Below are 22,860 nucleotides of genomic sequence, written 5' to 3'. Positions count from 1 at the left end.
CATTAACATATCAGTAATATTCCATCAAAAAGGGGGTGTATCATTAATTAATGATACACCCCCTTTTTGATGGTTATTTCTTTTGAGTTTATCCCTTTTCTTCCAATTCCTTCTGCAATCGGATGATTTCATCGCGATATTGGGCAGCTTGCATGAAGTCGAGGTCTTTGGCTGCTTGCTTCATCAATGCCGTAGTATTGGCAATGCTCTTCTCCAATTCTTCCTTGCTCATACTGCGAACAATAGGGTCGGCAACGAAGGCTGCACTTTCCGGTTCCACGTAGACGCGAGGCTTAGAACCCTCGGCTCCCATCGGAACAATCTTTGCTCCTTCTTCCTTGCTAGTAGGCAGAGCTGAGGTTATTGCTTTCACAATCTGTTTTGGTGTAATGCCATGGTCTGCATTGTATTTCAACTGGATGCTTCGGCGGCGGGCAGTTTCATCTATTGTTTTCTGCATGCTGTCTGTGATGTTGTCTGCATACATGATTACCTTGCCGTTCACGTTTCGGGCTGCACGGCCTGCCGTCTGGGTCAGAGAACGGTGACTGCGAAGGAATCCTTCCTTGTCTGCATCGAGAATAGCTACGAGCGAAACTTCCGGCAAGTCGAGTCCTTCTCGTAACAGGTTGACACCCACCAGTACATCGTATACTCCTGCACGGAGATCGTTCATGATCTTTACTCGGTCTAAGGTTGCCACATCACTGTGGATATAGGCAGCCTTTACGTTGTGGTTGAGCAGGAACTCGGTGAGTTCTTCTGCCATGCGCTTTGTAAGAGTCGTAATCAGAACTCGCTCGTTGCGGTGTGTTCTTGTTAATATTTCGTCCAGAAGATCATCTATCTGATTCTCACTTGGACGGACTTCGATTTCCGGGTCCAGGAGTCCTGTTGGACGAATCAACTGTTCCACAACCACGCCTTCGGCTTCTCTCAATTCATAGTCTGCCGGAGTTGCGCTTACATAGATGGCCTGCGGAATGAGATCGTGAAATTCCTCGAATTTCAGCGGACGGTTGTCGAAGGCAGCAGGCAAACGGAAACCATATTCTACCAGGTTCTTCTTTCGTGCCCGGTCGCCTCCATACATGGCGCCAATCTGTGGGATGCTCACATGGCTCTCGTCAACCACAAGCAGGAAATCTTTAGGGAAGAAATCGAGCAGGCAATACGGGCGTTCGCCTTCGTGTCTGCCATCAAAATAGCGGGAATAGTTCTCGATGCCCGAACAGTGGCCTAATTCCTTAATCATTTCCATATCATATTCTACACGTTCCTTGATGCGCTGTGCCTTGATTCCATCTCCAATACTCTTGAAGAATTCTACCTGTTTAACCAGGTCGTCCTGAATTCTGCGAATGGCACTTTCCTGCTGTTCTTTTGTTGTTACGAAAAGGTTGGCTGGATAAATCTCGTAATCTTCGAACGAGGCAAGGCGGTGATAAGTGAGTGAATCCACTTCTTCGATACTGTCAATCTCATCGTCCCACCATGTTACGCGCAAAACATGATCGCTGTAAGCCATAAAGATGTCAACCGTTTCGCCTTTCACGCGAAAGTTGCCACGTTGCAGTTCTATGTCATTTCTAATGTAAAGTGCATCAACGAGTTTCCTCAGAAATTCATTTCTGTCGAGTCGCTGCCCGCGATGAATCTTGATGATGTTCTCCTGCATCGCCACAGGTCCGCCCATACCATAGATGCACGATACGGATGAGACAACGATGACATCCTTTCTGCCCGAGAGCAGGGCAGAAACAGCACCGAGTCGCAACTTGTCTATTTCATCATTGATGGCGAGGTCTTTTTCTATATATGTATCAGTCGTTGGTAGGTAAGCTTCCGGCTGATAATAGTCGTAGTATGAAACATAATATTCTACAGCGTTCTCAGGGAAGAAACCCTTCATCTCCTGATACAGTTGGGCGGCAAGAGTCTTGTTGTGGCTCAAGATGAGCGTAGGCTTCCCCACGTTGGCAATCACGTTTGCCACCGTAAAGGTTTTACCCGAGCCGGTTACACCCAACAACACCTGTGCAGGGTCTCCTTCAAGTACCCCCTCTGTGAGTTGCCTGATGGCTTGCGGCTGGTCGCCAGTTGGCTTATATTTTGATGTAATCTTAAAATCCATTTTCTTCCTGATTTCTTCTCAAAAGTTCTGTTTCAAGGTGCAAAATTACAAAAAAAACGCCATTAATCGTTATAAAGATTAATTTTTTACGAAAAAATGTATCTTTTCTTTTGATAATAAGTAAATTATGAGTAACTTTGCAGTTCAAAATGAGAATTATGAAAAAATTGACTCTTATTGCATCGTGTGTTGCATTGCTCTTGTCGAGCTGTGCCCACGAATATAACCAGGTATTGAAATCAGGCGATTATACTTATAAGTATGAGTACGCCAAGCAGAGCTATGCCCAGGGCAAGTATTCCCGTGCCATTCCTCTTCTGCAGGAACTGGTAACGATGAAGAAAGGTTCTACCGAGGGTGAGGAATGTTTGTACATGCTGGCTATGGCCGAGTATGGTATGAAGGATTATGAGACTGCTGCAGAGTATTTCAAGAAGTATTACTCTTCTTATCCTAAAGGTAAGTTTGCTGAAAATGCAAAGTACTTTGTGGGAGAGAGTCTGTATCAGAATGCTCCAGAGCCTCGTCTTGACCAGAGTACCACGATTACAGCCATCGCAGCCTTCCAGGAGTTCCTGGATCTTTATCCAGATGCCCGACTCAAGCAGCAGGCTACAAACCGCCTTTTTGCTCTTCAGGACCTCTTGGTTGAGAAGGAGTATAAGAGTGCCAAACTCTATTTTGATATGGGCACCTATTTCGGCAACTGTACCAGCGGAGGCAATAATTATGAGGCTTGTATCGTAACTGCACAGAATGCGCTTAAGGATTATCCTTACAGCAACCGACGCGAGGAGTTTGCATCGCTCATCATGAAAGGTAAGTACGAACTGGCAAAGATGAGTGTCGAGAAAAAGCAGCTGGAGCGCTATCAGGATGCTGAGGATGAGTGTTATGGCTTTATCAACGAATATCCTGATTCAAAGGACCGTGCACTTGCCGAGAAGTATATTGAGAAGTGCAAGCAGTACGAGAAAGAGCATCCGGAGACAGCTCTCGAACAGCTTGGCAATAATGCCAATTAAAAAAGCATATATATAATAAGGTAAAAACAATATAATAATAATAGTACTATAATTATGGATTTCAAAAAATCAAAGGCACCAGTAAACACAGTAACTCGCAACATTATGGATCTCTGCGATGATACCCATAATATCTACGAGAGCGTAGCTATCATTGCAAAGCGCGCTAATCAGATTTCTATCGAAATCAAGCAGGAGTTGAGCAAGAAACTTCAGGAGTTTGCTTCTTATAACGATTCTTTGGAGGAAGTTTTTGAGAACCGCGAACAGATTGAAATCTCTCGCTACTACGAGAAGTTGCCAAAGCCAACTTTGCTCGCTACAGAAGAGTTTATTGAGAATAATATTTATTGGCGCGATCCTACCAAGACATCTGCACCAATGGTTCACGAGAGCGAAATTTAATATTCCTGAGCTATATGATACAGCGTAAACAGACATTATTTCTGCTCTTTGCTGTCATCGCCATTGCTATCTGTCTTTTCCTTCCTATCGCCAGCATCGCAGCTAAGACGATGGGAGGAGACACTATGGTTTATAACCTCGGAGTGGTAGGGGAGGCAGGAATGCAGATTTCAACTACTTGCGTTCCTCTGTTCCTTCTGCTCGCCGTTTCAGCCATCATAGCATTGGTAAACATCTTTTTGTACAAGAATCTGAAGCTTCAGAAATCACTCTGTTCTCTGGCCATGCTTTTTGCAGGTTTATGGTATGTAGATTATATCGTGATGTTCATGGGCTTGATTCCTGTTCCTGAAGCAGAAGGAACGATGAAGTTTCAGTTTGCCGCTTGCCTTCCTTTGGTAGCAATCATATTCGAATGGATGGCAATGAAAGGTGTGAACGATGACATCAAACTCTTGAGAGCAGCAGATCGAATCAGATAAAAAATGCTAAAAAAGCATTTGAATATCGATAAAAGTTTGCTCAATTCAAATAAAAGTAGTAATTTTGTACCCGCTGTCACGAGATGGCAGCACAAAATTCAAACCTCATTATAAATTAAAATTAAGATTTAAAAATGGCAACAAAAATCAGATTGCAGCGCGGCGGTCGTAAAAGCTATGCTTTCTATAGCATTGTAATCGCTGACGTTAGAGCACCACGTGATGGTAAATTTACTGAGAAGATTGGTACTTTCAACCCTAACACCAATCCAGCTACTGTAGATTTGAATTTCGAGCGCGCACTCTACTGGGTAGAGACTGGTGCACAGCCAACAGACACAGTTCGCAATATCCTCAAGGGTGAGGGCGTTTATTTGATGAAGCACCTCAAGGGTGGCGTTAAGAAGGGCGCATTCGACGATGCTGAGGCTCAGAAGCGTTTCGACGCTTGGAAGAATGGCAAGGACGCTAAGATTTCTGCTGTTCGCGAGGGCGATGCTAAGGCAAAGAAGGAAGCTGCTGCTAAGGAGCTCGAGGCTGAGAAGAAGATGAACGAGGCAATCGCTAAGAAGGTAGCTGATAAGAAGGCTGCTGCAGCTGCTGCTGAGGCAGAGGCTAAGGCTGCTGAGGAAGCTCCTGCAGAGGAGGCTCCAGCTGAGGCTTAATCTTCGACAGAATCTTCTTTTGAGATTTTAAAGTATAAAGGTTGAATTTCTCTTTCGGGAAATCCAACCTTTTTTTGTTTCTTTTGATTATGGGTGATAAAAAGGAAAACAGTTATTCGCATATTCTGAAATATACAGGATTGTTTGGCAGTGTGCAAGGATTGGGAATTCTTGTAGGAGTTTTGCGCAATAAATTTACGGCGCTCTTCCTCGGACCTTCTGGAATGGGACTGCTGTCTCTTTTCAGCTCAACGATTTCTGTTCTCAGTTCTGCGTGTAATTTCGGCATTCCTACAAGTGGTGTTAAATTTATTTCTGAAAAGGAACATGCTGCAGATGAATCGCAGTCTGAAAAGGCTGATATCGCCGAGGCGGTTCTTCTTGTTCGCACCTATAGTCTGCTTGCTGCATTTTTCGGAGCCATCGTCTGTGTTCTTCTGGGTCCGTTACTCAATGGGTTTACTTTTTCCTGGGGCAATCATACGCTACATTTCATTCTCCTGGCACCAACCATTTTCTTCACGATTCTTGCTGGAGGTGAAACAGCCATTCTGAAAGCTACCGGACAGTTGCGTGCGTTGGCGATGCAGGCAAGTCTTCAGGCTATTCTTCTGCTTTTGGTTTCGGTTCCGGTTTATTGGATATTTGGTGAGAGAGGTATTCTGCCCGTTCTGTTCATTTTGGCATTTATGCAATGGGCTCTGAATTTTCGATATTCCCGACGAGTTGTACGGTGGGGCGTAAATATGCGAAAAATGACGCTAGTTGCAGGTTTCCCACTTTTGCGACTTGGCGGGGCATTTGTACTTTCGGGTTTGATGAATAGCGGCTGCGAATTTCTGATTCGTGCCTTTTTGAACCAACAAGGCGATCTGGAAGTTGTCGGACTTTTCAATGCCGGTATTACGATAGTCTTTGTTTATGCGGGAATGGTATTTTCGGTCATGGATCAGGATTTTTATCCCCGTCTCTCCGGCATTTCGGGTTCCAGAAAAAACGAGGAGTCTGTCAAAGAGCGCAATCTCTGTGTGAACCGCCAGCTTGAGATGAATGTCTTGTTGTTGGGGCCTATAGTAGCTGCTATCATTTTGGGACTGCCTCTCATTATTCCGATTTTATACAATGCCCAGTTTATGGGGATGCTCCAGATGACTCAGCTTGCTGCTGTTGCCATGTTGTTCAAGGCGGTTTATCTTCCAATAGAATATCTCCCGCTGTCAAGGGGAGATTCCAGACTTTTTCTCATTCAGGAAAGTTTTTGTGTTATCTTGCTGATAATCTGTGAAATAGCTGGTTATCAGTTAGATGAATTGAGAGGAGTAGGGGGAGGCATTGCTGTGGCTTATGCCATAGAGACCATTGCCGTCTTGATTTTCAGCAGAGCCGTTTATGGTTATCGTTTATCTGCTCTTGGTTTCAGATTCTGTATCTTTCAACTTCTGATTCTGCTCCTGGTGTTGTTCCTGGTTTTCATGATCAGTTATCGTGATTGGCTTTATTGGCTGATTGGCGTAATCATTGTACTCATGAGCACATCGTTTAGTTTTAGGAAAATTAGAAAACTGATTAGATAAAAATAGAAATACTATGGGATAAATTATTTTCTCCGAAAGATAGAAGAATATCTCCGAAAGATAGAAGAATATCTCCGAAAGATAAAAAAATATCTCTCGGAGATATTTTTTATTCCAGTAGGATAAATAAAGAAAAAGCCTTGAGAATCAGCTGATTCTCAAGGCTTTTATTTGTTTTGTATCTCTAAGAAATTACTTCTTGTTGATAGCGAGGTCGATAGCTACAGCGATAGCAACAGTAGCACCTACCATAGGGTTGTTACCCATACCGAGGAAGCCCATCATCTCTACGTGAGCAGGAACTGAAGAAGAACCTGCGAACTGAGCGTCTGAGTGCATACGACCCATAGTATCAGTCATACCGTAAGAAGCAGGACCTGCAGCCATGTTATCTGGGTGCAATGTACGACCTGTACCACCACCAGAAGCTACAGAGAAGTATGGCTTACCAGCAGCCACACGCTCCTTCTTGTATGTACCAGCTACTGGGTGCTGGAAACGTGTAGGGTTTGTAGAGTTACCTGTGATAGATACGTCTACATCCTCGCTCCAGTTGATAGCAACACCCTCGCGAACGTCGTCAGCGCCATAGCAGTTAACCTTAGCACGTGGACCGTCGCTGTAAGCGATGCGGTTAACAACCTTCAACTCACCTGTATAGTAGTCGAACTTTGTCTGTACGTATGTGAAACCGTTGATGCGGCTGATGATCTGAGCAGCATCCTTACCAAGACCGTTCAAGATAACGCGCAATGGGTTCTTGCGAACCTTGTTTGCCATCTCAGCAATCTTGATAGCACCCTCAGCAGCAGCGAAAGACTCGTGACCAGCCAAGAAAGCGAAGCACTGAGTCTCCTCACGGAGCAAACGAGCAGCCAAGTTACCATGACCGAGACCAACCTTACGGTCGTCAGCTACAGAACCAGGGATGCAGAAAGCCTGCAAACCGATACCGATAGCCTCAGCTGCGTCAGCAGCAGTCTTAGCACCTTTCTTGATAGCGATAGCAGCACCAGCTACATACGCCCACTTAGCGTTCTCGAAGCAGATACGCTGAGTATCTTCACACATCTGATAAGGGTCAACACCTGCGTCCTCGCAGATTTGATTAGCCTCTTCCAAGCTCTTGATACCGTTAGCATTAAGAGCAGCAAGAACCTGCTTCTCGCGACGTTCCTGACTTTCGTAACTTACTTTTCTAATCATATCTGTATCTCCTTATTATTCTTTACGTGGATCAATTGCTTTAACAACACCCTGCTCAGCAGTTGTACGACCGTAGCTACCTGTGAACTTCTTGACAGCCTCGTTAGCGTCCATACCGTTCTTGATAGCTTCCATCATCTTGCCGAGGTGAACATACTCATAACCACAAACCTGGCTGTCCTTATCGAGGAACTGCTTTGTGATGTAACCCTCTGTCAACTCGAGGTAACGTGTACCCTTAGCTACAGTACCATAGAGAGTACCAGTCTGTGAACGAAGACCCTTACCCAAGTCCTCAAGACCTGCACCGATAACGAGACCGCCCTCAGAGAAAGCGCTCTGGCTACGACCATAAACAATCTGGAGGAAGAGCTCGCGCATAGCTGTATTGATAGCATCGCATACGAGGTCAGTGTTCAAAGCCTCAAGAATAGTCTTGCCTGGGAGAATCTCAGAAGCCATAGCAGCTGAGTGAGTCATACCAGTACAACCGATAGTCTCAACAAGAGCCTCCTGAATAACGCCTTCCTTGATGTTCAAAGAGAGCTTGCAAGCACCCTGCTGAGGAGCACACCAACCCACACCGTGAGTATAACCAGAGATGTCTTTGATCTCTTTTGCCTGAATCCATTTTCCCTCTTCAGGAATTGGAGCTGGTCCGTGGTTAGGACCCTTAGCGACAACGCACATGTTGTCTACTTCTTTAGAATAGATCATATTCGCTAAATTTTATATTAATGAATATTATAAGTATAAAGTTCTGTACTTAATTCATATTATTTTGCTGAAACATCGGTGCCATCACCTCAATTCCGAGCACAAAAGTACAAAAAAAATCCGGAAAATACCTAAAATTGGGTATTCTTTTTAACTCTTTAACCTAATATTTAGATTTTTTCTTGGGTTTATGCACAATTTCATGTATCTTTGCAAACTGAAAATTGCAATTTTGTAGATTATGATCGAAGTAAAGATAAACGATGCCAAGCTTCAGCATGCTGCCGAGGCGGGCATGGATGAATTTGTAAAGGCTTTCGTGGACGCTATCCGCGAAGCGATTGGTGGTGAACTGACTGCCGAAACCATGGCACAGCTCAACAGCGACCAGATTACTCTTCTGGCTTGGGATATCCTGCATGAGGAGATGATGGATGGCGGAATGGTTCAGCTCATACATAACGGTTACGGTGCTTTCCTCTGGAAGAACCCTACCGACAAGGCGTTTAAAAACTGGGGATTGACAGAACTCGCCAAACTTATCAAGAAGAGTCATTTCCTGTATAAAACAAACCATGAGGAGATTGAGCGCGATCTGACCGATGAGGAGTTTATGGCGCTCTACGAAAAATTTCCTGAGTTTGATGATTTTGACGATGAGTTCGTTGAGAACGAAGAAGAGTGGACCAGCAAGGTTGCCTTCTACATCGATGATCATATCGACAATTTCTGCGAAATTGTCAAAAGTTAATAGTTGATAGTTAATAGCGGTTTCGCCGTATAGCAGGCTTGCCCTATAACTATAAACTTTAAACTATAAACTTATAATACATTATTATATATATATATATGAACAAGCAAGAACAGGAACTCCGTAAGAAGAGTCCGATACAGATACGCAACAAGAAGGCTTCGTTCGAGTACTTCTTCGTTGACACATATACCGCAGGCATTGTGCTTACGGGAACAGAGATTAAGTCAATCCGTGGCGGAAAGGCTTCGCTGGTAGATTGTTATTGCGATTTCTATCAGGGCGAACTTTGGGTCAAGGGAATGAACATCTCTCCTTATTTTTATGGTTCTTTCAGCAATCATGAGGCTCGCCGCGACCGCAAGCTTCTTCTCACCAAGCGCGAATTGCGCCGTCTTGAAGAGGACAGCAAGCAGCCTGGTTTCACCATTGTTCCAACCCTCATCTTTATCGATAATCACGGTAGAGCCAAGGTGGATATTGCCCTCTGTAAGGGAAAGAAGGAGTATGACAAGCGCCAGACTCTGAAAGAAAAGGAAGACAGAAGAGAGATGGATAGAGCAATCAAGCACTTTTAGACAATGAAGAATTTAAGAGAGATTGTAAAGGAGAAAATTCTGATTCTCGATGGTGCCATGGGTACTGAGATTCAGAAGTATAATCTTACAGAAGAAGACTTCAGAGGTGAGCGGTTCCGCGATTTGCCGGGTATGATGAAAGGCAACAACGACATGCTCAACATTACTCGTCCTGATGTGATATCTGATATTTACCGACGCTACCTGGAGGCTGGCGCCGATATTATTACCGCGAATACTTTTTCGTGCCAGCGCATTTCGCAGGCTGATTATCACCTGGAGAACTGCGCCCGCGAAATGGCATTCGAGGGTGCCCGACTGGCACGTATCGAATGCGATAAGTTTTCTACGCCTGATAAACCACGCTTCGTTGCAGGAGATGTGGGACCAACCAACAAGACTTGCTCCATGAGTCCGGACGTCAGCAATCCTGCCGCCCGCGAGATTACCTACGATGAGCTTTTTACCGATGTATGCGAACAGGTGGACGGACTTATCGAAGGCGGTGCTGACGTGATTCTCATCGAAACCATCTTTGATACACTCAACTGCAAGGCGATGATAGATGCAGCGCTCACCATGATGAAGAAACATGGAGTAGAGTTGCCTGTCATGATCAGTCTTACGGTAAGTGATCTGGCGGGCAGAACGCTCAGCGGTCAGACTGTAGATGCTTTCCTTGCTTCGCTTTCTCCTTATCCTATCTTCTCTGTCGGCATGAACTGCGCCTTTGGTGCTCCTCAGATGAAACCTTTCATCGAGCACATGGCTCAGGTTGCACCTTATTATATTAGTGCGCATCCTAATGCCGGTTTGCCTAACGAAATGGGCGAATATGACGAGACAGCCGAATCGATGGCTCCGCAAATAGCCGAATTCATCGATGAAGGCATCGTGAACATCATAGGCGGATGCTGCGGTACTAGTCCTGAATTCATCGCACATTACGCCCGTATCGCTGAGGGTAAGAAGCCGCATCAAGTGGTGGAGAAACCTAAGTATATGTGGCTCTCGGGATTAGACCTTCTGCAGGTCGATGATTCCGTACATTTGCCGGTTGACGCCATCCGATTCGTCAATGTGGGCGAACGCTGTAACGTAGCAGGTAGCAGGAAATTCCTGCGTTTGATTAACGAAAAGAATTATGAAGAAGCCATCGGTATTGCCAGAAAGCAAGTGGCTGATGGAGCAGCTGTCGTTGACGTGAATATGGACGATGGTTTACTTGATGCGAAAGCCGAGATGGTTAACTTCCTGAATATGATTGCAGCCGAACCAGACATTGCGAAGGTTCCGGTGATGATCGACTCTTCCAAATGGGACGTCATAGTGGTTGGCTTGAAGTGCTGCCAGGGCAAGTGTATTGTCAATTCCATCAGTTTGAAGGAGGGTGAGGAAGTATTCCTTTCTCATGCCCGCGATGTGTTACGCTATGGCGCAGCCGTCGTTGTGATGTGTTTTGATGAAGTAGGTCAGGCTACCACTTTCGAGCGCCGCATCGAGATAGCAGAACGTGCTTATCATCTTCTGGTAGACAAGTTGGGTATGAATCCGCTCGATATCATCTTCGACCCGAACGTACTTGCCATAGCTACCGGTATGGAGGAGCATGATAATTATGCCGTTGAGTTCATCCGCGCAACGGAGTGGATTCATCAGAATCTGCCTGGTGCACATGTCAGCGGAGGTGTCAGTAACCTCTCGTTCTCATTCCGTGGCAATACTTATATCCGTGAGGCTATCCATTGTGTTTTCCTGCATCATGCCCAGCAGGTAGGTATGGACTTTGGTATTGTAAATGCCAAAGCCAGAATGGATTACAATAAAATTCCTGAAGAACAGCTTCATCTCATCGAGGATGTGGTGCTGAATAGGAGAAAAGGTGCAGCTGATGAACTTATCGAGCTTGCGGCAGAGATAAAAGCCCAGGCTGATGCTGCAAAGGCTGCAGCTAAGGCAGGCGGTGTTGCTCCCAAGAAACCGGCTGCTCCTGAATGGCGAAAGGAGAGTGTGGAAGAACGTCTGAAGTATGCGCTGCGCAAGGGAATCACCGATTTCCTGCAGCAGGATATTGACGAAGCACTTGCCAAATATCCTCATGCAGTAAACGTAATTGAGGGTCCTCTGATGGACGGCATGAACCTGGTAGGCGAACTTTTTGGAAAAGGCGAAATGTTCTTGCCTCAGGTTGTCAAGACGGCTCGCACGATGAAATCGGCAGTTTCTATCCTTCAGCCTCATATTGAGGCAGAAAAACAGGGTGGAGCAACAACTGCCGGCAAGATTCTGATGGCAACTGTGAAGGGCGATGTTCATGATATCGGAAAGAACATCGTCTGCGTGGTTATGTCATGTAACAATTACGAAATCATCGACTTAGGTGTGATGGTTCCAGCCGAACAGATTGTACAGAAAGCTATCGATGAAAAAGTAGATGCAATCGGTTTGAGCGGACTTATCACCCCTTCGCTTGAAGAAATGGTTCATGTGGCCCGAGAAATGCAGAAAGCTGGTTTGCGCATTCCTATCATGGTAGGTGGGGCAACGACGAGCGAACTGCATGTGGCTCTGAAGATTGCGCCTGAATATGACGGACCGGTCATCTGGGTGAAGGACGCATCGCTCAATGCCGGAATCTGTGCCCGATTCCTCAACGAGGCTGAATGTCCTAAGTTTGAGTCGGAACTGAAGGAACGCTACGAGAAACTTCGCCAGAACTATCATGAAGAGCAGGCTAAGATAGCCTCGCTCTCAGAGGCTAGAAAGAACAAGCTGGAGCTGTTCTGACAAGATAAAGAATACAACGTTTTTAGGATAATTATATGATTAAAACTGTGATTTTTGATATGGGTGGTGTCATCATCACCCTCGACGAGAATGAGGCAGGCAAACGTTTCATTGAGTTGGGTATGAAGGAGTTTGCGGAGAAGATGGACCCTTATAAACAGGTTGGCTTAAACGGCCAGCTGGAAGAGGGCAAGATTTCCGAGGAGGAATACCGTCGGGAAGTGTGCAAGAAGATTGGGCGCGAGGTAACCTTCGAGGAATTGCAGCATTGCTGGCTGGGCTACATGAAGGAAATTCCAGAACGCAATCTGGTTACTCTCCGCAATCTTAAGAAGCAGGGCTACCGTTTAATCTTGCTCAGCAATACCAACCCTTATGTTTCTGCTTGGGTAGACAGCGAGGTCTTCTCTGCCGACGGTCATCCTATCGGCGATTATTTCGATGCGATGTATCGTTCTTATGAAGTAAAGTATATGAAGCCGGATGAGAATTTCTTCCGTTATGTCCTTTCTCAGGAGAAGATTATGCCAGAGGAGTGCCTGTTTATTGATGATGGTCCCCGTAACTGCTGTGCAGCCTCTGAACTGGGACTGTTTACTTATTGTCCGCAGAATGGCGAAGACTGGTGCGATAAGATTTACGAGCATTTGAAGTAATTATTTGTGGTGATTATTTGCACTAAAATGCAAATAATTGCCATTTTATTTTGTGCTCTGCAATAAAAAATGTACTTTTGCAGTCGCTAATTAAATACATAATACAATGATTAAGAAGAAAAGATGGCATTGCTTGCCAGGTCAGCCTCTTACAGAGCTCGACAAGCAGGTAATGTTTTGGGAAAACAAGGGTAAACTTGTTCCTACCCGTGACTTGATTAAAACTCCAGAACAGATAGAAGGCATCCGCAAGAGTGGTGTCGTAAACACCGGTTGTCTTGATGCGGTAGCAGAGATGATCCGTCCGGGAATCAACACCCAGGAGATTGATGATCTCTGCATGCAGTATTGTAAGGATCATAATGCCATTCCTGCGTGTCTCAATTACGAAGGCTATCCTAAGAGCGTTTGTACCTCTATCAACGAAGTGGTTTGCCATGGTATTCCTAAGGAAGAGGATGTGCTCGAAGAGGGCGATATCATCAATGTGGACATGACAACCATCGTAGATGGCTATTACGCTGACGCCAGCCGTATGTTCATCGTTGGCGGCAAGACTACTCCTGAAAAGGAGCAGCTGGTTCGCGTAGCCAAGGAATGCCTGGAAATCGGTATGGAGGTTGCCAAGCCATACTCGTTCGTAGGTGATATCGGTCATGCTATCGAGAAGCATTGCAAGAAGTATGGTTATGGTGTGGTTCGCGATCTTTGCGGTCATGGCGTAGGTTGCCAGTTCCACGAAGAGCCTGAGGTTCTTCACTATGGTCATAGAGGCACGGGCATGCTGCTCGTTCCGGGCATGGTATTCACCATCGAGCCAATGATCAACATGGGCACCTGGCAGGTATTCCTCGATGCCGACGATCCGTACGGTTGGGAAGTAATCACCGGTGATGAGAAGCCATCTGCACAGTGGGAGCACACGCTTGTGATGACAGAGACAGGTGTGGAGGTTTTGACTTATTAATGTTAAATGTTAAGTGTTAAATGTTAAGTTGGGCAGGCGCATAAAGTTTGTTGAATCATTTAACACTTAACATTTAACACTTAACATTATAATATAAGAAATGAAGGATATATATATATTAGGTATAGAGAGCAGCTGCGACGATACCTCTGCCGCAGTGCTCAAGAATGGTGTGCTGCTGAGCAATGTAACCGCCTCTCAGGAGGTTCACAAGGCTTACGGCGGTGTTGTTCCGGAGTTGGCTTCCCGTGCCCACCAGCAGAATGTGGTTCCTGTCGTTGACCAGGCCATCGCGCGTGCCGGCATCAAGAAGGAAGATCTTTCTGCCGTAGCCTTCACCCGTGGTCCGGGTCTGATGGGCTCGCTCCTTGTGGGTGTAAGTTTTGCCAAGGGATTCGCCCGTTCGCTCAATATTCCGATGATAGATGTAAACCATCTGCAGGGTCATGTGATGGCTCATTTCATCAAGGAAAGCGATGATGACCAGAGTGCACCTCCATTCCCGTTCATCTGTCTTCTCGTGAGCGGTGGAAATTCGCAGATCGTAAAGGTGAATGCCTACAACGATATGGAAGTACTGGGACAGACCATCGACGATGCGGCTGGCGAGGCTATTGACAAGTGCGCCAAGGTGCTGGAGTGGGGGTATCCTGGTGGTCCTGTCGTAGATAAGTATGCACGCCAGGGCAATCCGAAGGCATTCAGTTTCTCTGAGCCTCATATTCCGGGTTTGAACTACAGCTTCTCCGGTTTCAAGACCAGTTTCCTCTACAGCCTGCGTAAATGGGTGGCTGCTGATCCTGATTTTGTAGAGAAGAACAAGTACGATCTGGCTGCCAGCATAGAGTTTACCATCGTTGATATTCTGATGAAGAAACTCCGCATGGCTGTCAAGCAGACCGGCATCAAGCATGTGGCTGTAGCTGGAGGTGTGAGTGCCAATAATGGTTTGCGCAACGCTTTCCACGATCATGCCAAGCGCTTCGGCTGGACTATCTACATCCCAAAGTTCAGCTATACTACCGATAATGCGGCGATGATAGGCTGCGTGGGAACCTTCAAGTATCGTGATGGTGAGTTTGCAACCATCGACTTGCCAGCCTATAGTAAAGTAACATTTAAGTAATTAACAAAACAAGATGGAATTTGAAACAAAGATATTGAGCAAGGGCATCCAGGAGATGCTCTACAATAGTGACAAGACAGTAGGCACAGCAGAGAGCTGCACAGGCGGTCGTATCGCCGAGGCGCTGATTTCTGTGCCAGGTGCCAGCAATTACTTCAAGGGTGGTGTAATAAGCTACACCAACGAGGTAAAGGAGAATCTTTTGGGCGTGAGCCATGAGGTTCTGGAGGAGCAGACTGCCGTTTGCGAAGAAGTGGCTAGGGAGATGGTGCTCGGCACAATCAAGACCCTGAATGTAGACTTCGCCATTTCAGCAACGGGTGTGGCTGGTCCAACGGGTGGAACTCCAGCCATTCCTGTGGGTACCATCTATGTAGGTTATGGCGATAAGAACGATGTTCGCGTAGTAAAACTCACCGAAGATTTCGGACGCGACATCAACCTTGCAATTGCCACAAATACAGCGCTTAAAGGCATGCTCGAATTCTTGAAAGAACATGCTGAAGAACTTCAAAAAGAGGCTTAAATTGCTAATTTAAGGCTATCAAATATTAATAATCCTTAAAAGACAGCGTTCTTTTAGGGATTATTTTGTTATTACCAAATTATTTTGTAATTTTGCACTCTGTTTGGAATAGGTATCAATTAACGAATTACAAAATTAAAGATAGAAATGTCTAAGATTTGTCAAATTACAGGTAAGAAGGCACAGTTAGGTTGCAATGTGTCTCACTCAAAGCACCGTACAAAGAGAAGCTTTGATGTTAACCTCTTCAGCAAGAAATTCTACTATGTAGAAGAGGGTTGCTGGATCAGCCTCAAGATCAGTGCTGCTGGTCTTCGTCTTATTAATAAGGTAGGTCTCGATGCTGCTTTGAATCAGGCAGTAAAGAAGGGCTACGTAGATTGGAAGGACATTAAAGTTATAGGAGAATAAATATCATGGCAAAGAAAGCAAAAGGTAATAGAGTACAGGTTATCCTCGAGTGCACTGAACACAAGAACAGTGGTATGCCAGGTACAAGCCGTTACGTGACTACAAAGAATCGTAAGAACACTCCTGAGCGTCTTGAGTTGATGAAGTACAACCCAATCCTTAAGAAGATGACTCTTCACAAGGAGATTAAGTAAGCTTAGCTTACAAGTTTAATAATTTTATCAATTTAAATAGACTATGGCAAAGAAAGCGGTCGCTACCCTCCACGAAGGTAACATGGATGGTCGCGCATATACAAAGGTTATCAAGATGGTTAAGAGCCCTAAGACTGGTGCATACGTTTTCGATGAGAAGATGGTACCAAACGAGGCTGTTAAGGATTTCTTCAAGGATTAATTTCCTTGCAGATGATGCATCGTTGAATTTAGATTACATCAAAATTCAAATATAAAGATAAAGGTCGCTACCCAATTAGGGGAGCGACCTTTTTTTTCGTGTGTCGGTGCTGGGGGTAACTCCCCACATCTACTCTATTAGCCGTAGCTTACTCCAGTCCATCGCCGCCGTCAGGAGCGGTAGTGCCGCTGTCGCCGCCGCTAGGGGTAGAGCCGCCGCTAGGGGTAGAGCTGTCGCCTCCGTCGTTGTCCTTGCCGTCGCCCGGCACAGAGCCCTCGTCGGTAGTGTTGCCGTAGGTGTCATACTCCTCTATGCGGCATTTCTTGCGCAGCTCAGCGTTGCTCCAAGTCTTGGTGTTACGCAGGATGAGGTGTACGCCCTCCACGCTCGCTGCCGATACCTTGTCCTTGGTAGCCTCGGCACGTGATGTCATACCGATGGAGAAGAGACCCAGGTCGGAGAGACGTACGCTCTTGCCATCGAGGATGAGCTCCTGCAGGCAGTCGAGCGTATCCATCAATACGCCGTGTACGGTGCCTCGGCTGTAAGGAGAGTTGTGCTCCGAGATGTGAGTTACAAACTCCTCGAAGTTCATCTCACGGTCAGTTACAGCAGTTGCGTAATACATCTGCTTGTTCTTGTTAGGTCCGCTCTGAGGAGTGCGAGTTACTTTACGATACTTCAATGTTCCTTTTGTTGCCATAGTTCTTTTTGTTTTAAAGTGATTAATAATGAATTGTTACGCCCCCATGCATGATGTTACTCCGAGGGTAGTGCCGAGCGCCGTCAAGATTGTGAGTACAATCTGAAAAATCTGTTTCCAAGTTTCTTTCTTCATAATTTTCTAGTTTTTTTAGTGATTAATAATGTTCTTGATTACAGGTGCAAAGGTACTACATTTTTTCTACACCACCAAAAATCACCTTGCAGAGTTATGTGAAATTCCATTAACATTTCTACCATAGATTTTGCCGGGAAAAAACATGGAAATTAGAACTTTTTACGTTAAAATACATATTTGATAAGTAGATTTTGAAGAAAATATTTGGAGTTTCCAATAAAAAAGAGTATTTTTGCAGCAACAAATCCCACCACGCCTCTCAACGATGCGTACCACGGTGGGACTTCGCTTTTTATAAAGGGTATATGGATTACGACAAACAACCGATAAACGTAGATGAACAGGTTGCCTTGCTCCAGAACAGAGGGCTGGTGATAGAAGATATTGCAACTGCCAAATTGCAGCTTCGCAATTGTTGTGCACACCATGCTCGTATATGGAATAGGCGTTTTGCATTGAAGCCACAATTGCCAAATCGGCTTCCACTTTCTTGGATTGCTCCAACCCAAAAGCCTATCAAACTTTACCATCAGTTATGCACCTTATTATATATGGAGCAAACTATAACTCCTTGTATGGATTTGAAAAGTTCGCTGCTCAGGTTGCTCGCAGATTATCCCAATATTGATTTACATGCCATGGGCTTTCCACAAGGATGGGAAAACGAACCTTTATGGAGATAGCAGTTTGGTATTCGGACTAACACATTTTTCCTAAACCACCAAAAATCACCTTGCAGAGTTATGTGAAATTCCATTAACATTTCTACCATATTGTGTTAAAGAAAATAACTCATCGTTTTGCGGGTCATAACTCATAGCTTTGTGATGAGATAGTCATAGTTTTAGGGGCAATGAAAGTATGCATCTCGATACCGCTAAAAAATCGATTACAAATTACAATTTCAGTTATTACAGTTTTATTTTGACCCAATATCACGCTTTTAAAATGTAAGTATAGAAAAGTATATATAAATATATAAATATATATATTTATATATAAATATTTGTAGTAACAGATTGTTACTACCTTCAAACCCTTATACCCCTCAGGAAAAAACTGTAATAACTGAAATTGTAATCGGATACCATTTCATCTTTCTTATATTTTCGCGCACTTATAAACATTTTCCCCTTGCCAGCAACTTTTTCTAAACTTTTCCCCGATTTTCTTGCATGTTTCGAAATAAAAGTTTATCTTTGCGGCAGATTTACAGAATCTAAATTGATAATTTATGGGTAGATACATCAACCCCTTTACCGATTGGGGCTTCAAGCGTCTCTTCGGTCAAGAGTTCAGCAAGGACTTGCTGATTAATTTTTTGAACGACTTGTTTGAAGGTGAGTTTCAAATCAAGGACGTAACATTCAAGGATAAGGAACAGCTTGGAGATAGTAATGATCTCCGTGGCTGCATCTTTGACATCTATTGTGTTACCGACGATGACAAGCATTTCATCGTTGAGATGCAGAACAGATGGGTACCTTTCTTTGTGAATCGTTCCATCTATTATGCTAGTAAGGCTTTTGTTGCCCAACGCAAGAAATTTGATGAAGCTGGTGTCCGCACAGCTATTTTATACCAGTTTGTACCGGTTTATGTGGTTTGCATCATGAATTTTATGCCAAAGGAGCATGAGGTGACAAAGTTTAGGACAGACGTAGCTTTGAGGGAGAAGTCTAGCGATTCCATGTTTTCTGATAAGCTTCGTTTCATCTATCTTTCTCTTCCTTTCTTTGATAAGAGTGAGGAAGAATGCGAGACTGGTTTTGAAAAATGGATTTATGTATTGAAATATATGGAAGTATTGGAAAGATTGCCTTTTACGGCACAGAAAAAGATATTCGATCATCTTGCTAAATTGGCGGATGTTCGTTGCTTGAGTAGTGAGGAGCAGGAAAAATACGATGAAAGTATTAAGGCTGTTGATGATTACTACTCCGGCCTTTATGGCTCGTATGTTGAAGGCGAGGAAAAGGGAATTGCTAAAGGTAGAGCAGAAGGTAGAGCAGAAGGTAGAGCAGAAGGTAGAGCAGAAGGTGAATTATCTAAAGGTTTGACAATAGCCCGTAACTTGTTGGCAATGGGTATGTCTTGGTCGCAAATCATGCAGGCTACTGGATTGACAGAAGAAGAATTGAAGCCGCTTCAGGCGTAGTGTATATTTCGGCTGCACCCTTTCGGCTAGCCCCATACGCCCTGAAAGGGCAGAAGCCCCTAGCCCAGGGCATCGCCCTGGGTATAATGGCAATCAGCAAGGCGCCCTTACAGGGCGACAGGTTTGCGCCCATAAGCACCCTCAGCCATGCATAGAGTATGTGGTGGTACATGAACTGGCTCATATTGTGTCGAAAAATCATGATACCCAGTTCAAGGCAGTGTTGGATAAGCATTTGCCATTATGGGAGAAGTATAAGAATGAGTTGAATGAGTTTATCATATAAATGTATAATGCTACAGAGGTTGTATAAAAGACGATTAGGGGAATGGGGAGAGGTTATCCTCTTGATTTCCATCGGCGGAGTTATCTATTTGTTGTTTCGCCCCAAATGTCTTTTGATGTTTTCGATAATTGAAGAAATGGGTGGTATGCCCTATCTCGATGGAATTAGAGAAAAGGCTCAGTTGTATACTTTGCCAAGCTTTGTAATAAATAGCTTGCCTGCAGGGTTATGGACTGCGTCATATTTGCTTGGAATGTATATAACAACTAAGTATCAAAGTCGCAAGATTCGATTAATGCTAGCTCTACCTTTGCCTCTATCTGCAATTGCATTGGAACTTATGCAACTGATAGGGTGGTGTTCTGGTACATTTGATGTATATGACTTGATATGTTATATAGTTCCATTAGTAGTTTTTATGAAATCGGTTTAAACATAAAACAGTATGAAAAAGAAAGAAGAATTAAGTTTAGGCGGGTCTGTTGTTGTGACCATCATTTTTGCTGTATTGGCTCTGTTATCCTATAACAGTGATGCTGGTACTTTAACAGTCATTCCTATTGCTGGAATTGTGATTGGTGTGGTAATGTGTATTATGGCTGCTATAGAACAGTCAAAGAAGAGCGCACGAGAGGAGGAACAAAACAACTTTAGTGACAAACTGGTATATGATAGCAAGCATGGAGATGAAGATCTTATGCTCTATTTCAATAATCAGCAGAAGACAATAACTATAGGCTCTTCTACAACTAGTAATGTAACACAAGAAGTGGTGAATGATTTCGTTAAAACAGAAGTGGTTGATGCAGATTCATTTATTGCAGTTTTGGATGCCAATCAAAGAAAAGTGCTGAGAGTGAGCGGAAATGCTGGAAAAATAAATCGAAAGACATTTAGTATCGCTGGTGATTATGAAGAAAAATGTGGCAAACGATTGTTATCAAGTAACCCTATATTGCGTGCATACAACGACTATGCTTTCATTACCGATGATGTAAATCAGTATGTTTTCATTTTAACACCAAACAAAAGTTACTTCTTGTTGTATTCAGATTTGGTAAGCGTTAGTTATGAGGAGAATGGTAATGATGTTTACAACAAATCTTTGGGTGGTGCTGTTGTTGGTGGTCTTTTGTTTGGTGGAGTTGGTGCCATTGTAGGTGGCTCAACAGCTAAAGCTAAGCAGAATAAGGAAGTTAGTAAAATGGTAATTAAAATCTTGAAGAAAGATACTGCTAATCCTAATATCAGATTGGTTATATATTCTGGTGTAATCCTTAAGACAAAGAATACAGCTGACAATATGCGTTATGAAGAGTTGATGAAGGAGGTTACTGGCATCAAAGATATATTCTCTGTCATTCTTGATATTGCAGATAATCAGAAGAAGTTTAGTAAGGATGAAGAATCGGTTCCTTCTCCTGTCAGTGTAGCTGATGAACTTACCAAGTTGGCAAATTTAAAAGCTCAAGGTATATTGTCAGAGGAGGAATTTGAAAAACAAAAAGCTAAATTGCTGGGGTAATGACATACAACCATGTGCTGTGCACATCTACCGTATTTTTTTTCAAAAAGTAGGTGGAGCTGGTGGCTGATGAGCTGCCAGCTCCTTTACTATGAAAATGCACACTTTTGCTAGAAGTCCTTTCCCCAACGATAGGTAAACGTGACTTGCTCTTATCATTAACATTCTAACAAGAAAAGGAATTACCGTAATACAAATAATCTTCAAAAATCCTTGGTTGTTTCAAAAACATTTCGTACCTTTGTGGGCAGCATTGCTATTGATGCTAACTTTAAATGATAAATTATGAATAAATTAGTTTTAACATTTTTGCTGGTGTTGTCTTCACTAAGTGGTTTTTCACAGAATAAGATTGGAGACAAACATGTAGTGTATATCGAGTTGCTTGGTAAAACAAGTATGTTTAGTACAAAAGTCAAAGTTTCTGTTGATCTAGGACAGCCACTATCTGAAACATATAAACTTAGAGACGAAGATGGTAAGCCTCTAAAGTTTAATACTATGGTAGGTGTGCTTAACTATATGACTTCCAAAGGATGGGAGTTTGTAAACGCTTATCCTATCACTATTGGAAACCAAAATGTATATCATTTTATCTTGAAGAAATATGTTGCAAATGATGAAGAGATTAAAGAAGGATTAAAATTAGAGAAAGACGATTGATTTATTGTAAAGAAAACCTTATTGACTTGAAAATGTAAGAAACCAAGAAAAATAAGGGCAAAATGAAAAATATTTGGTGATAAATGTTGCTATATGAGAAACTAATCTTATATTGATGCAGCAACAAAGATTAATCCCGCCATCGACGTATTTTAAACTTTGTCGATGTGCGGGATTTTTTTGGCTTTATAGAAAGACATAGTAATGGAACTTGAATTTATAATAAGCAGTGATTACAAATAAATATATATAATAATTACCCATGGTGGGGCGAGCTATCAAGTGGTAAATAAAGAGGTGCACCAGCAGTAACCTATGATAAGGAGTTTTATAAAGGATTAACGACAATGTGCTGTGCACATCTATTGAGTTATTTCGCTCAAAATTTCCATCAAGAAAGTTAACAGAATACAAAAACGTTAATAAATAAGCCTGACTTCCCAGTCTTGGCTTGACTACAAATTTGCAGGTTTCATTATTTATTAAGAATTTTACAATTCATAATAAATAATAATAATGGAACAGGTAAATAAAAAAGGAAAAAGCAAGCTAGATACTTATCTAAAGAATCTGAGAGAAAAGCTCATCAAGAAGTTGGGAAATCACCTCGACTCCTTGGTCAGTAGAGGTGTGTTGAATGCATATAAAGTGAAGAGAGATTTTGGAATGGGCGACTCTACCTTTAACAATCTGTGCCAGTGTAATTCTACTGCTTCTCCTGATACGCTAGACAAAATGGCTTTTCTCATAGCATATTATCTAGACCAATATGACAAGGAATTGAAAGCTGAACCTAATGGGAAAAGTAAGCAAGAGAAGATTGATGCTTTGACTGAAATCACAGATGAGTTCAAACTGCTGTATGGATGTAGAGCTGACATCGCAATCAAAATGGTGAATGAACAATCTGAATTATTAACTAACTAAATTTAAATCCGATGAATCTTAAGAAATTTTCGGGTGAAGACGCTTCACCTTGAC

27 protein-coding genes are annotated in these 22,860 nt (G+C 43.5%); 22 read left to right on the top strand and 5 right to left on the bottom strand.

Features of this window, described 5'->3' with window-relative positions; all coding sequences use genetic code 11:
- Positions 1 to 88 precede the first annotated feature (88 nt).
- Positions 89 to 2,134, bottom strand: coding sequence for an excinuclease ABC subunit UvrB (uvrB, locus tag NQ544_RS05140; RefSeq protein ID WP_006849029.1), 2,046 nt, complete (start codon positions 2,132 to 2,134; stop codon positions 89 to 91).
- Positions 2,135 to 2,292: 158 nt separating this feature from the next.
- Between uvrB and NQ544_RS05135 the strand changes: the two genes are divergently transcribed.
- The 5 genes from NQ544_RS05135 to NQ544_RS05115 all read left to right on the top strand — a co-directional run bounded on the left by NQ544_RS05135 (position 2,293) and on the right by NQ544_RS05115 (position 6,285).
- Entirely contained in the window at positions 2,293 to 3,159 is an 867-nt protein-coding gene (locus NQ544_RS05135; RefSeq protein WP_040553712.1) for an outer membrane protein assembly factor BamD, read from the top strand.
- A gap of 54 nt (positions 3,160 to 3,213) precedes the next feature.
- Positions 3,214 to 3,564 (top strand): DNA-directed RNA polymerase subunit omega, encoded by a 351-nt coding sequence (locus tag NQ544_RS05130; RefSeq protein ID WP_006849031.1) that lies wholly within the window; start codon positions 3,214 to 3,216, stop codon positions 3,562 to 3,564.
- Positions 3,565 to 3,578: 14 nt separating this feature from the next.
- Positions 3,579 to 4,046, top strand: coding sequence for a DUF4293 domain-containing protein (locus NQ544_RS05125; protein ID WP_006849032.1), 468 nt, complete (start codon positions 3,579 to 3,581; stop codon positions 4,044 to 4,046).
- A gap of 134 nt (positions 4,047 to 4,180) precedes the next feature.
- On the top strand, positions 4,181 to 4,711 hold the full coding sequence (locus tag NQ544_RS05120) for a 30S ribosomal protein S16 (protein ID WP_006849033.1): 531 nt from the start codon (positions 4,181 to 4,183) through the stop codon (positions 4,709 to 4,711).
- A gap of 89 nt (positions 4,712 to 4,800) precedes the next feature.
- On the top strand, positions 4,801 to 6,285 hold the full coding sequence (locus tag NQ544_RS05115) for an MATE family efflux transporter (protein ID WP_006849034.1): 1,485 nt from the start codon (positions 4,801 to 4,803) through the stop codon (positions 6,283 to 6,285).
- A 192-nt stretch (positions 6,286 to 6,477) separates the two neighbouring features.
- Here the strand turns inward: NQ544_RS05115 and NQ544_RS05110 are convergent, their stop codons facing one another.
- Both NQ544_RS05110 and NQ544_RS05105 read right to left on the bottom strand, forming a co-directional pair.
- Entirely contained in the window at positions 6,478 to 7,491 is a 1,014-nt protein-coding gene (locus NQ544_RS05110; RefSeq protein ID WP_006849035.1) for a GGGtGRT protein, read from the bottom strand.
- 15 nt (positions 7,492 to 7,506) lie between these two features.
- Complete coding sequence (locus NQ544_RS05105; protein ID WP_006849036.1) at positions 7,507 to 8,208, bottom strand: iron-sulfur cluster assembly scaffold protein; 702 nt, start codon at positions 8,206 to 8,208, stop codon at positions 7,507 to 7,509.
- A 241-nt stretch (positions 8,209 to 8,449) separates the two neighbouring features.
- Here NQ544_RS05105 and NQ544_RS05100 point away from each other — a divergent pair, with 241 nt between their 5' ends.
- The 10 genes from NQ544_RS05100 (at position 8,450) to NQ544_RS05055 (ending at position 16,406) form a co-directional block, all read left to right on the top strand.
- A complete protein-coding gene (locus tag NQ544_RS05100) occupies positions 8,450 to 8,959 on the top strand; it encodes a DMP19 family protein (RefSeq protein WP_006849037.1) in 510 nt (169 codons plus the stop codon).
- Positions 8,960 to 9,057: 98 nt separating this feature from the next.
- The gene (smpB, locus tag NQ544_RS05095; RefSeq protein ID WP_006849038.1) at positions 9,058 to 9,537 is read left to right on the top strand and encodes an SsrA-binding protein SmpB; all 480 of its coding nucleotides are present in this window, start codon (positions 9,058 to 9,060) and stop codon (positions 9,535 to 9,537) included.
- Positions 9,538 to 9,540: 3 nt separating this feature from the next.
- On the top strand, positions 9,541 to 12,324 hold the full coding sequence (gene metH, locus NQ544_RS05090; RefSeq protein WP_006849039.1) for a methionine synthase: 2,784 nt from the start codon (positions 9,541 to 9,543) through the stop codon (positions 12,322 to 12,324).
- Positions 12,325 to 12,359: 35 nt separating this feature from the next.
- Entirely contained in the window at positions 12,360 to 12,980 is a 621-nt protein-coding gene (locus NQ544_RS05085; RefSeq protein ID WP_006849040.1) for an HAD family hydrolase, read from the top strand.
- A 106-nt stretch (positions 12,981 to 13,086) separates the two neighbouring features.
- Positions 13,087 to 13,947 carry a type I methionyl aminopeptidase gene (gene map, locus NQ544_RS05080; RefSeq protein ID WP_006849041.1) on the top strand — a complete coding sequence of 287 codons (861 nt, stop codon included), beginning with the start codon at positions 13,087 to 13,089 and terminating at the stop codon, positions 13,945 to 13,947.
- A 100-nt stretch (positions 13,948 to 14,047) separates the two neighbouring features.
- Complete coding sequence (gene tsaD / locus NQ544_RS05075; RefSeq protein ID WP_006849042.1) at positions 14,048 to 15,073, top strand: tRNA (adenosine(37)-N6)-threonylcarbamoyltransferase complex transferase subunit TsaD; 1,026 nt, start codon at positions 14,048 to 14,050, stop codon at positions 15,071 to 15,073.
- A 13-nt stretch (positions 15,074 to 15,086) separates the two neighbouring features.
- Positions 15,087 to 15,599: a CinA family protein gene (locus NQ544_RS05070; protein ID WP_006849043.1), complete on the top strand. Its 513-nt coding sequence runs from the start codon at positions 15,087 to 15,089 to the stop codon at positions 15,597 to 15,599.
- A 147-nt stretch (positions 15,600 to 15,746) separates the two neighbouring features.
- Positions 15,747 to 16,010, top strand: coding sequence for a 50S ribosomal protein L28 (rpmB, locus tag NQ544_RS05065; RefSeq protein ID WP_006849044.1), 264 nt, complete (start codon positions 15,747 to 15,749; stop codon positions 16,008 to 16,010).
- Positions 16,011 to 16,015: 5 nt separating this feature from the next.
- Positions 16,016 to 16,204, top strand: coding sequence for a 50S ribosomal protein L33 (gene rpmG, locus NQ544_RS05060; RefSeq protein ID WP_006849045.1), 189 nt, complete (start codon positions 16,016 to 16,018; stop codon positions 16,202 to 16,204).
- Positions 16,205 to 16,247: 43 nt separating this feature from the next.
- Entirely contained in the window at positions 16,248 to 16,406 is a 159-nt protein-coding gene (locus NQ544_RS05055; protein ID WP_006849046.1) for a DUF4295 domain-containing protein, read from the top strand.
- A gap of 148 nt (positions 16,407 to 16,554) precedes the next feature.
- On the opposite strand, the gene NQ544_RS05050 is transcribed toward NQ544_RS05055, so the two are convergent.
- Complete coding sequence (locus tag NQ544_RS05050) at positions 16,555 to 17,109, bottom strand: HU family DNA-binding protein (RefSeq protein WP_006849047.1); 555 nt, start codon at positions 17,107 to 17,109, stop codon at positions 16,555 to 16,557.
- 36 nt (positions 17,110 to 17,145) lie between these two features.
- Entirely contained in the window at positions 17,146 to 17,244 is a 99-nt protein-coding gene (locus tag NQ544_RS05045; protein ID WP_022121809.1) for a smalltalk protein, read from the bottom strand.
- Between the two features lie 308 nt (positions 17,245 to 17,552).
- Between NQ544_RS05045 and NQ544_RS05040 the strand changes: the two genes are divergently transcribed.
- The 7 genes from NQ544_RS05040 to NQ544_RS05015 all read left to right on the top strand — a co-directional run bounded on the left by NQ544_RS05040 (position 17,553) and on the right by NQ544_RS05015 (position 22,806).
- Positions 17,553 to 17,930, top strand: coding sequence for an Abi family protein (locus NQ544_RS05040; RefSeq protein WP_006849048.1), 378 nt, complete (start codon positions 17,553 to 17,555; stop codon positions 17,928 to 17,930).
- A gap of 551 nt (positions 17,931 to 18,481) precedes the next feature.
- Complete coding sequence (locus tag NQ544_RS05035) at positions 18,482 to 19,405, top strand: Rpn family recombination-promoting nuclease/putative transposase (RefSeq protein ID WP_006846442.1); 924 nt, start codon at positions 18,482 to 18,484, stop codon at positions 19,403 to 19,405.
- A gap of 160 nt (positions 19,406 to 19,565) precedes the next feature.
- Positions 19,566 to 19,691, top strand: coding sequence for a YgjP-like metallopeptidase domain-containing protein (locus NQ544_RS13935; RefSeq protein WP_208854991.1), 126 nt, complete (start codon positions 19,566 to 19,568; stop codon positions 19,689 to 19,691).
- Positions 19,675 to 20,124: a hypothetical protein gene (locus NQ544_RS05030; RefSeq protein WP_167529912.1), complete on the top strand. Its 450-nt coding sequence runs from the start codon at positions 19,675 to 19,677 to the stop codon at positions 20,122 to 20,124. The genes NQ544_RS13935 and NQ544_RS05030 overlap by 17 nt, the downstream gene beginning before the upstream one ends.
- A gap of 12 nt (positions 20,125 to 20,136) precedes the next feature.
- Positions 20,137 to 21,216 (top strand): SHOCT domain-containing protein, encoded by a 1,080-nt coding sequence (locus NQ544_RS05025; protein ID WP_006846446.1) that lies wholly within the window; start codon positions 20,137 to 20,139, stop codon positions 21,214 to 21,216.
- A 285-nt stretch (positions 21,217 to 21,501) separates the two neighbouring features.
- Positions 21,502 to 21,879, top strand: coding sequence for a hypothetical protein (locus tag NQ544_RS05020; RefSeq protein WP_006846448.1), 378 nt, complete (start codon positions 21,502 to 21,504; stop codon positions 21,877 to 21,879).
- A gap of 516 nt (positions 21,880 to 22,395) precedes the next feature.
- A complete protein-coding gene (locus NQ544_RS05015) occupies positions 22,396 to 22,806 on the top strand; it encodes a hypothetical protein (RefSeq protein ID WP_006846449.1) in 411 nt (136 codons plus the stop codon).
- The last annotated feature ends 54 nt before the right edge of the window (positions 22,807 to 22,860 follow it).

Origin of the sequence: Segatella copri DSM 18205 (assembly GCF_025151535.1) — a bacterium.
Taxonomy (GTDB): Bacteria; Bacteroidota; Bacteroidia; order Bacteroidales; family Bacteroidaceae; genus Prevotella; species Prevotella copri.
This window is presented reverse-complemented; position numbering and strand designations above follow the sequence as displayed.

Coding starts and splice junctions, on each gene's coding strand:
- NQ544_RS05050 (WP_006849047.1), bottom strand. CDS start 17,109: ATGGCAACAAAAGGAACATTGAAGTATCGTAAAGTAACTCGCACTCCT.
- map (WP_006849041.1), top strand. CDS start 13,087: ATGATTAAGAAGAAAAGATGGCATTGCTTGCCAGGTCAGCCTCTTACA.
- rpmG (WP_006849045.1), top strand. CDS start 16,016: ATGGCAAAGAAAGCAAAAGGTAATAGAGTACAGGTTATCCTCGAGTGC.
- NQ544_RS05030 (WP_167529912.1), top strand. CDS start 19,675: ATGAGTTTATCATATAAATGTATAATGCTACAGAGGTTGTATAAAAGA.
- NQ544_RS05085 (WP_006849040.1), top strand. CDS start 12,360: ATGATTAAAACTGTGATTTTTGATATGGGTGGTGTCATCATCACCCTC.
- NQ544_RS05120 (WP_006849033.1), top strand. CDS start 4,181: ATGGCAACAAAAATCAGATTGCAGCGCGGCGGTCGTAAAAGCTATGCT.
- NQ544_RS05110 (WP_006849035.1), bottom strand. CDS start 7,491: ATGATTAGAAAAGTAAGTTACGAAAGTCAGGAACGTCGCGAGAAGCAG.
- NQ544_RS05055 (WP_006849046.1), top strand. CDS start 16,248: ATGGCAAAGAAAGCGGTCGCTACCCTCCACGAAGGTAACATGGATGGT.
- NQ544_RS05100 (WP_006849037.1), top strand. CDS start 8,450: ATGATCGAAGTAAAGATAAACGATGCCAAGCTTCAGCATGCTGCCGAG.
- smpB (WP_006849038.1), top strand. CDS start 9,058: ATGAACAAGCAAGAACAGGAACTCCGTAAGAAGAGTCCGATACAGATA.
- NQ544_RS05035 (WP_006846442.1), top strand. CDS start 18,482: ATGGGTAGATACATCAACCCCTTTACCGATTGGGGCTTCAAGCGTCTC.
- NQ544_RS05045 (WP_022121809.1), bottom strand. CDS start 17,244: ATGAAGAAAGAAACTTGGAAACAGATTTTTCAGATTGTACTCACAATC.
- NQ544_RS05125 (WP_006849032.1), top strand. CDS start 3,579: ATGATACAGCGTAAACAGACATTATTTCTGCTCTTTGCTGTCATCGCC.
- NQ544_RS05025 (WP_006846446.1), top strand. CDS start 20,137: ATGAAAAAGAAAGAAGAATTAAGTTTAGGCGGGTCTGTTGTTGTGACC.
- NQ544_RS05015 (WP_006846449.1), top strand. CDS start 22,396: ATGGAACAGGTAAATAAAAAAGGAAAAAGCAAGCTAGATACTTATCTA.
- NQ544_RS05130 (WP_006849031.1), top strand. CDS start 3,214: ATGGATTTCAAAAAATCAAAGGCACCAGTAAACACAGTAACTCGCAAC.
- tsaD (WP_006849042.1), top strand. CDS start 14,048: ATGAAGGATATATATATATTAGGTATAGAGAGCAGCTGCGACGATACC.
- NQ544_RS05040 (WP_006849048.1), top strand. CDS start 17,553: ATGGATTACGACAAACAACCGATAAACGTAGATGAACAGGTTGCCTTG.
- NQ544_RS05135 (WP_040553712.1), top strand. CDS start 2,293: ATGAAAAAATTGACTCTTATTGCATCGTGTGTTGCATTGCTCTTGTCG.
- NQ544_RS05115 (WP_006849034.1), top strand. CDS start 4,801: ATGGGTGATAAAAAGGAAAACAGTTATTCGCATATTCTGAAATATACA.
- NQ544_RS05070 (WP_006849043.1), top strand. CDS start 15,087: ATGGAATTTGAAACAAAGATATTGAGCAAGGGCATCCAGGAGATGCTC.
- rpmB (WP_006849044.1), top strand. CDS start 15,747: ATGTCTAAGATTTGTCAAATTACAGGTAAGAAGGCACAGTTAGGTTGC.
- metH (WP_006849039.1), top strand. CDS start 9,541: ATGAAGAATTTAAGAGAGATTGTAAAGGAGAAAATTCTGATTCTCGAT.
- NQ544_RS05105 (WP_006849036.1), bottom strand. CDS start 8,208: ATGATCTATTCTAAAGAAGTAGACAACATGTGCGTTGTCGCTAAGGGT.
- uvrB (WP_006849029.1), bottom strand. CDS start 2,134: ATGGATTTTAAGATTACATCAAAATATAAGCCAACTGGCGACCAGCCG.
- NQ544_RS05020 (WP_006846448.1), top strand. CDS start 21,502: ATGAATAAATTAGTTTTAACATTTTTGCTGGTGTTGTCTTCACTAAGT.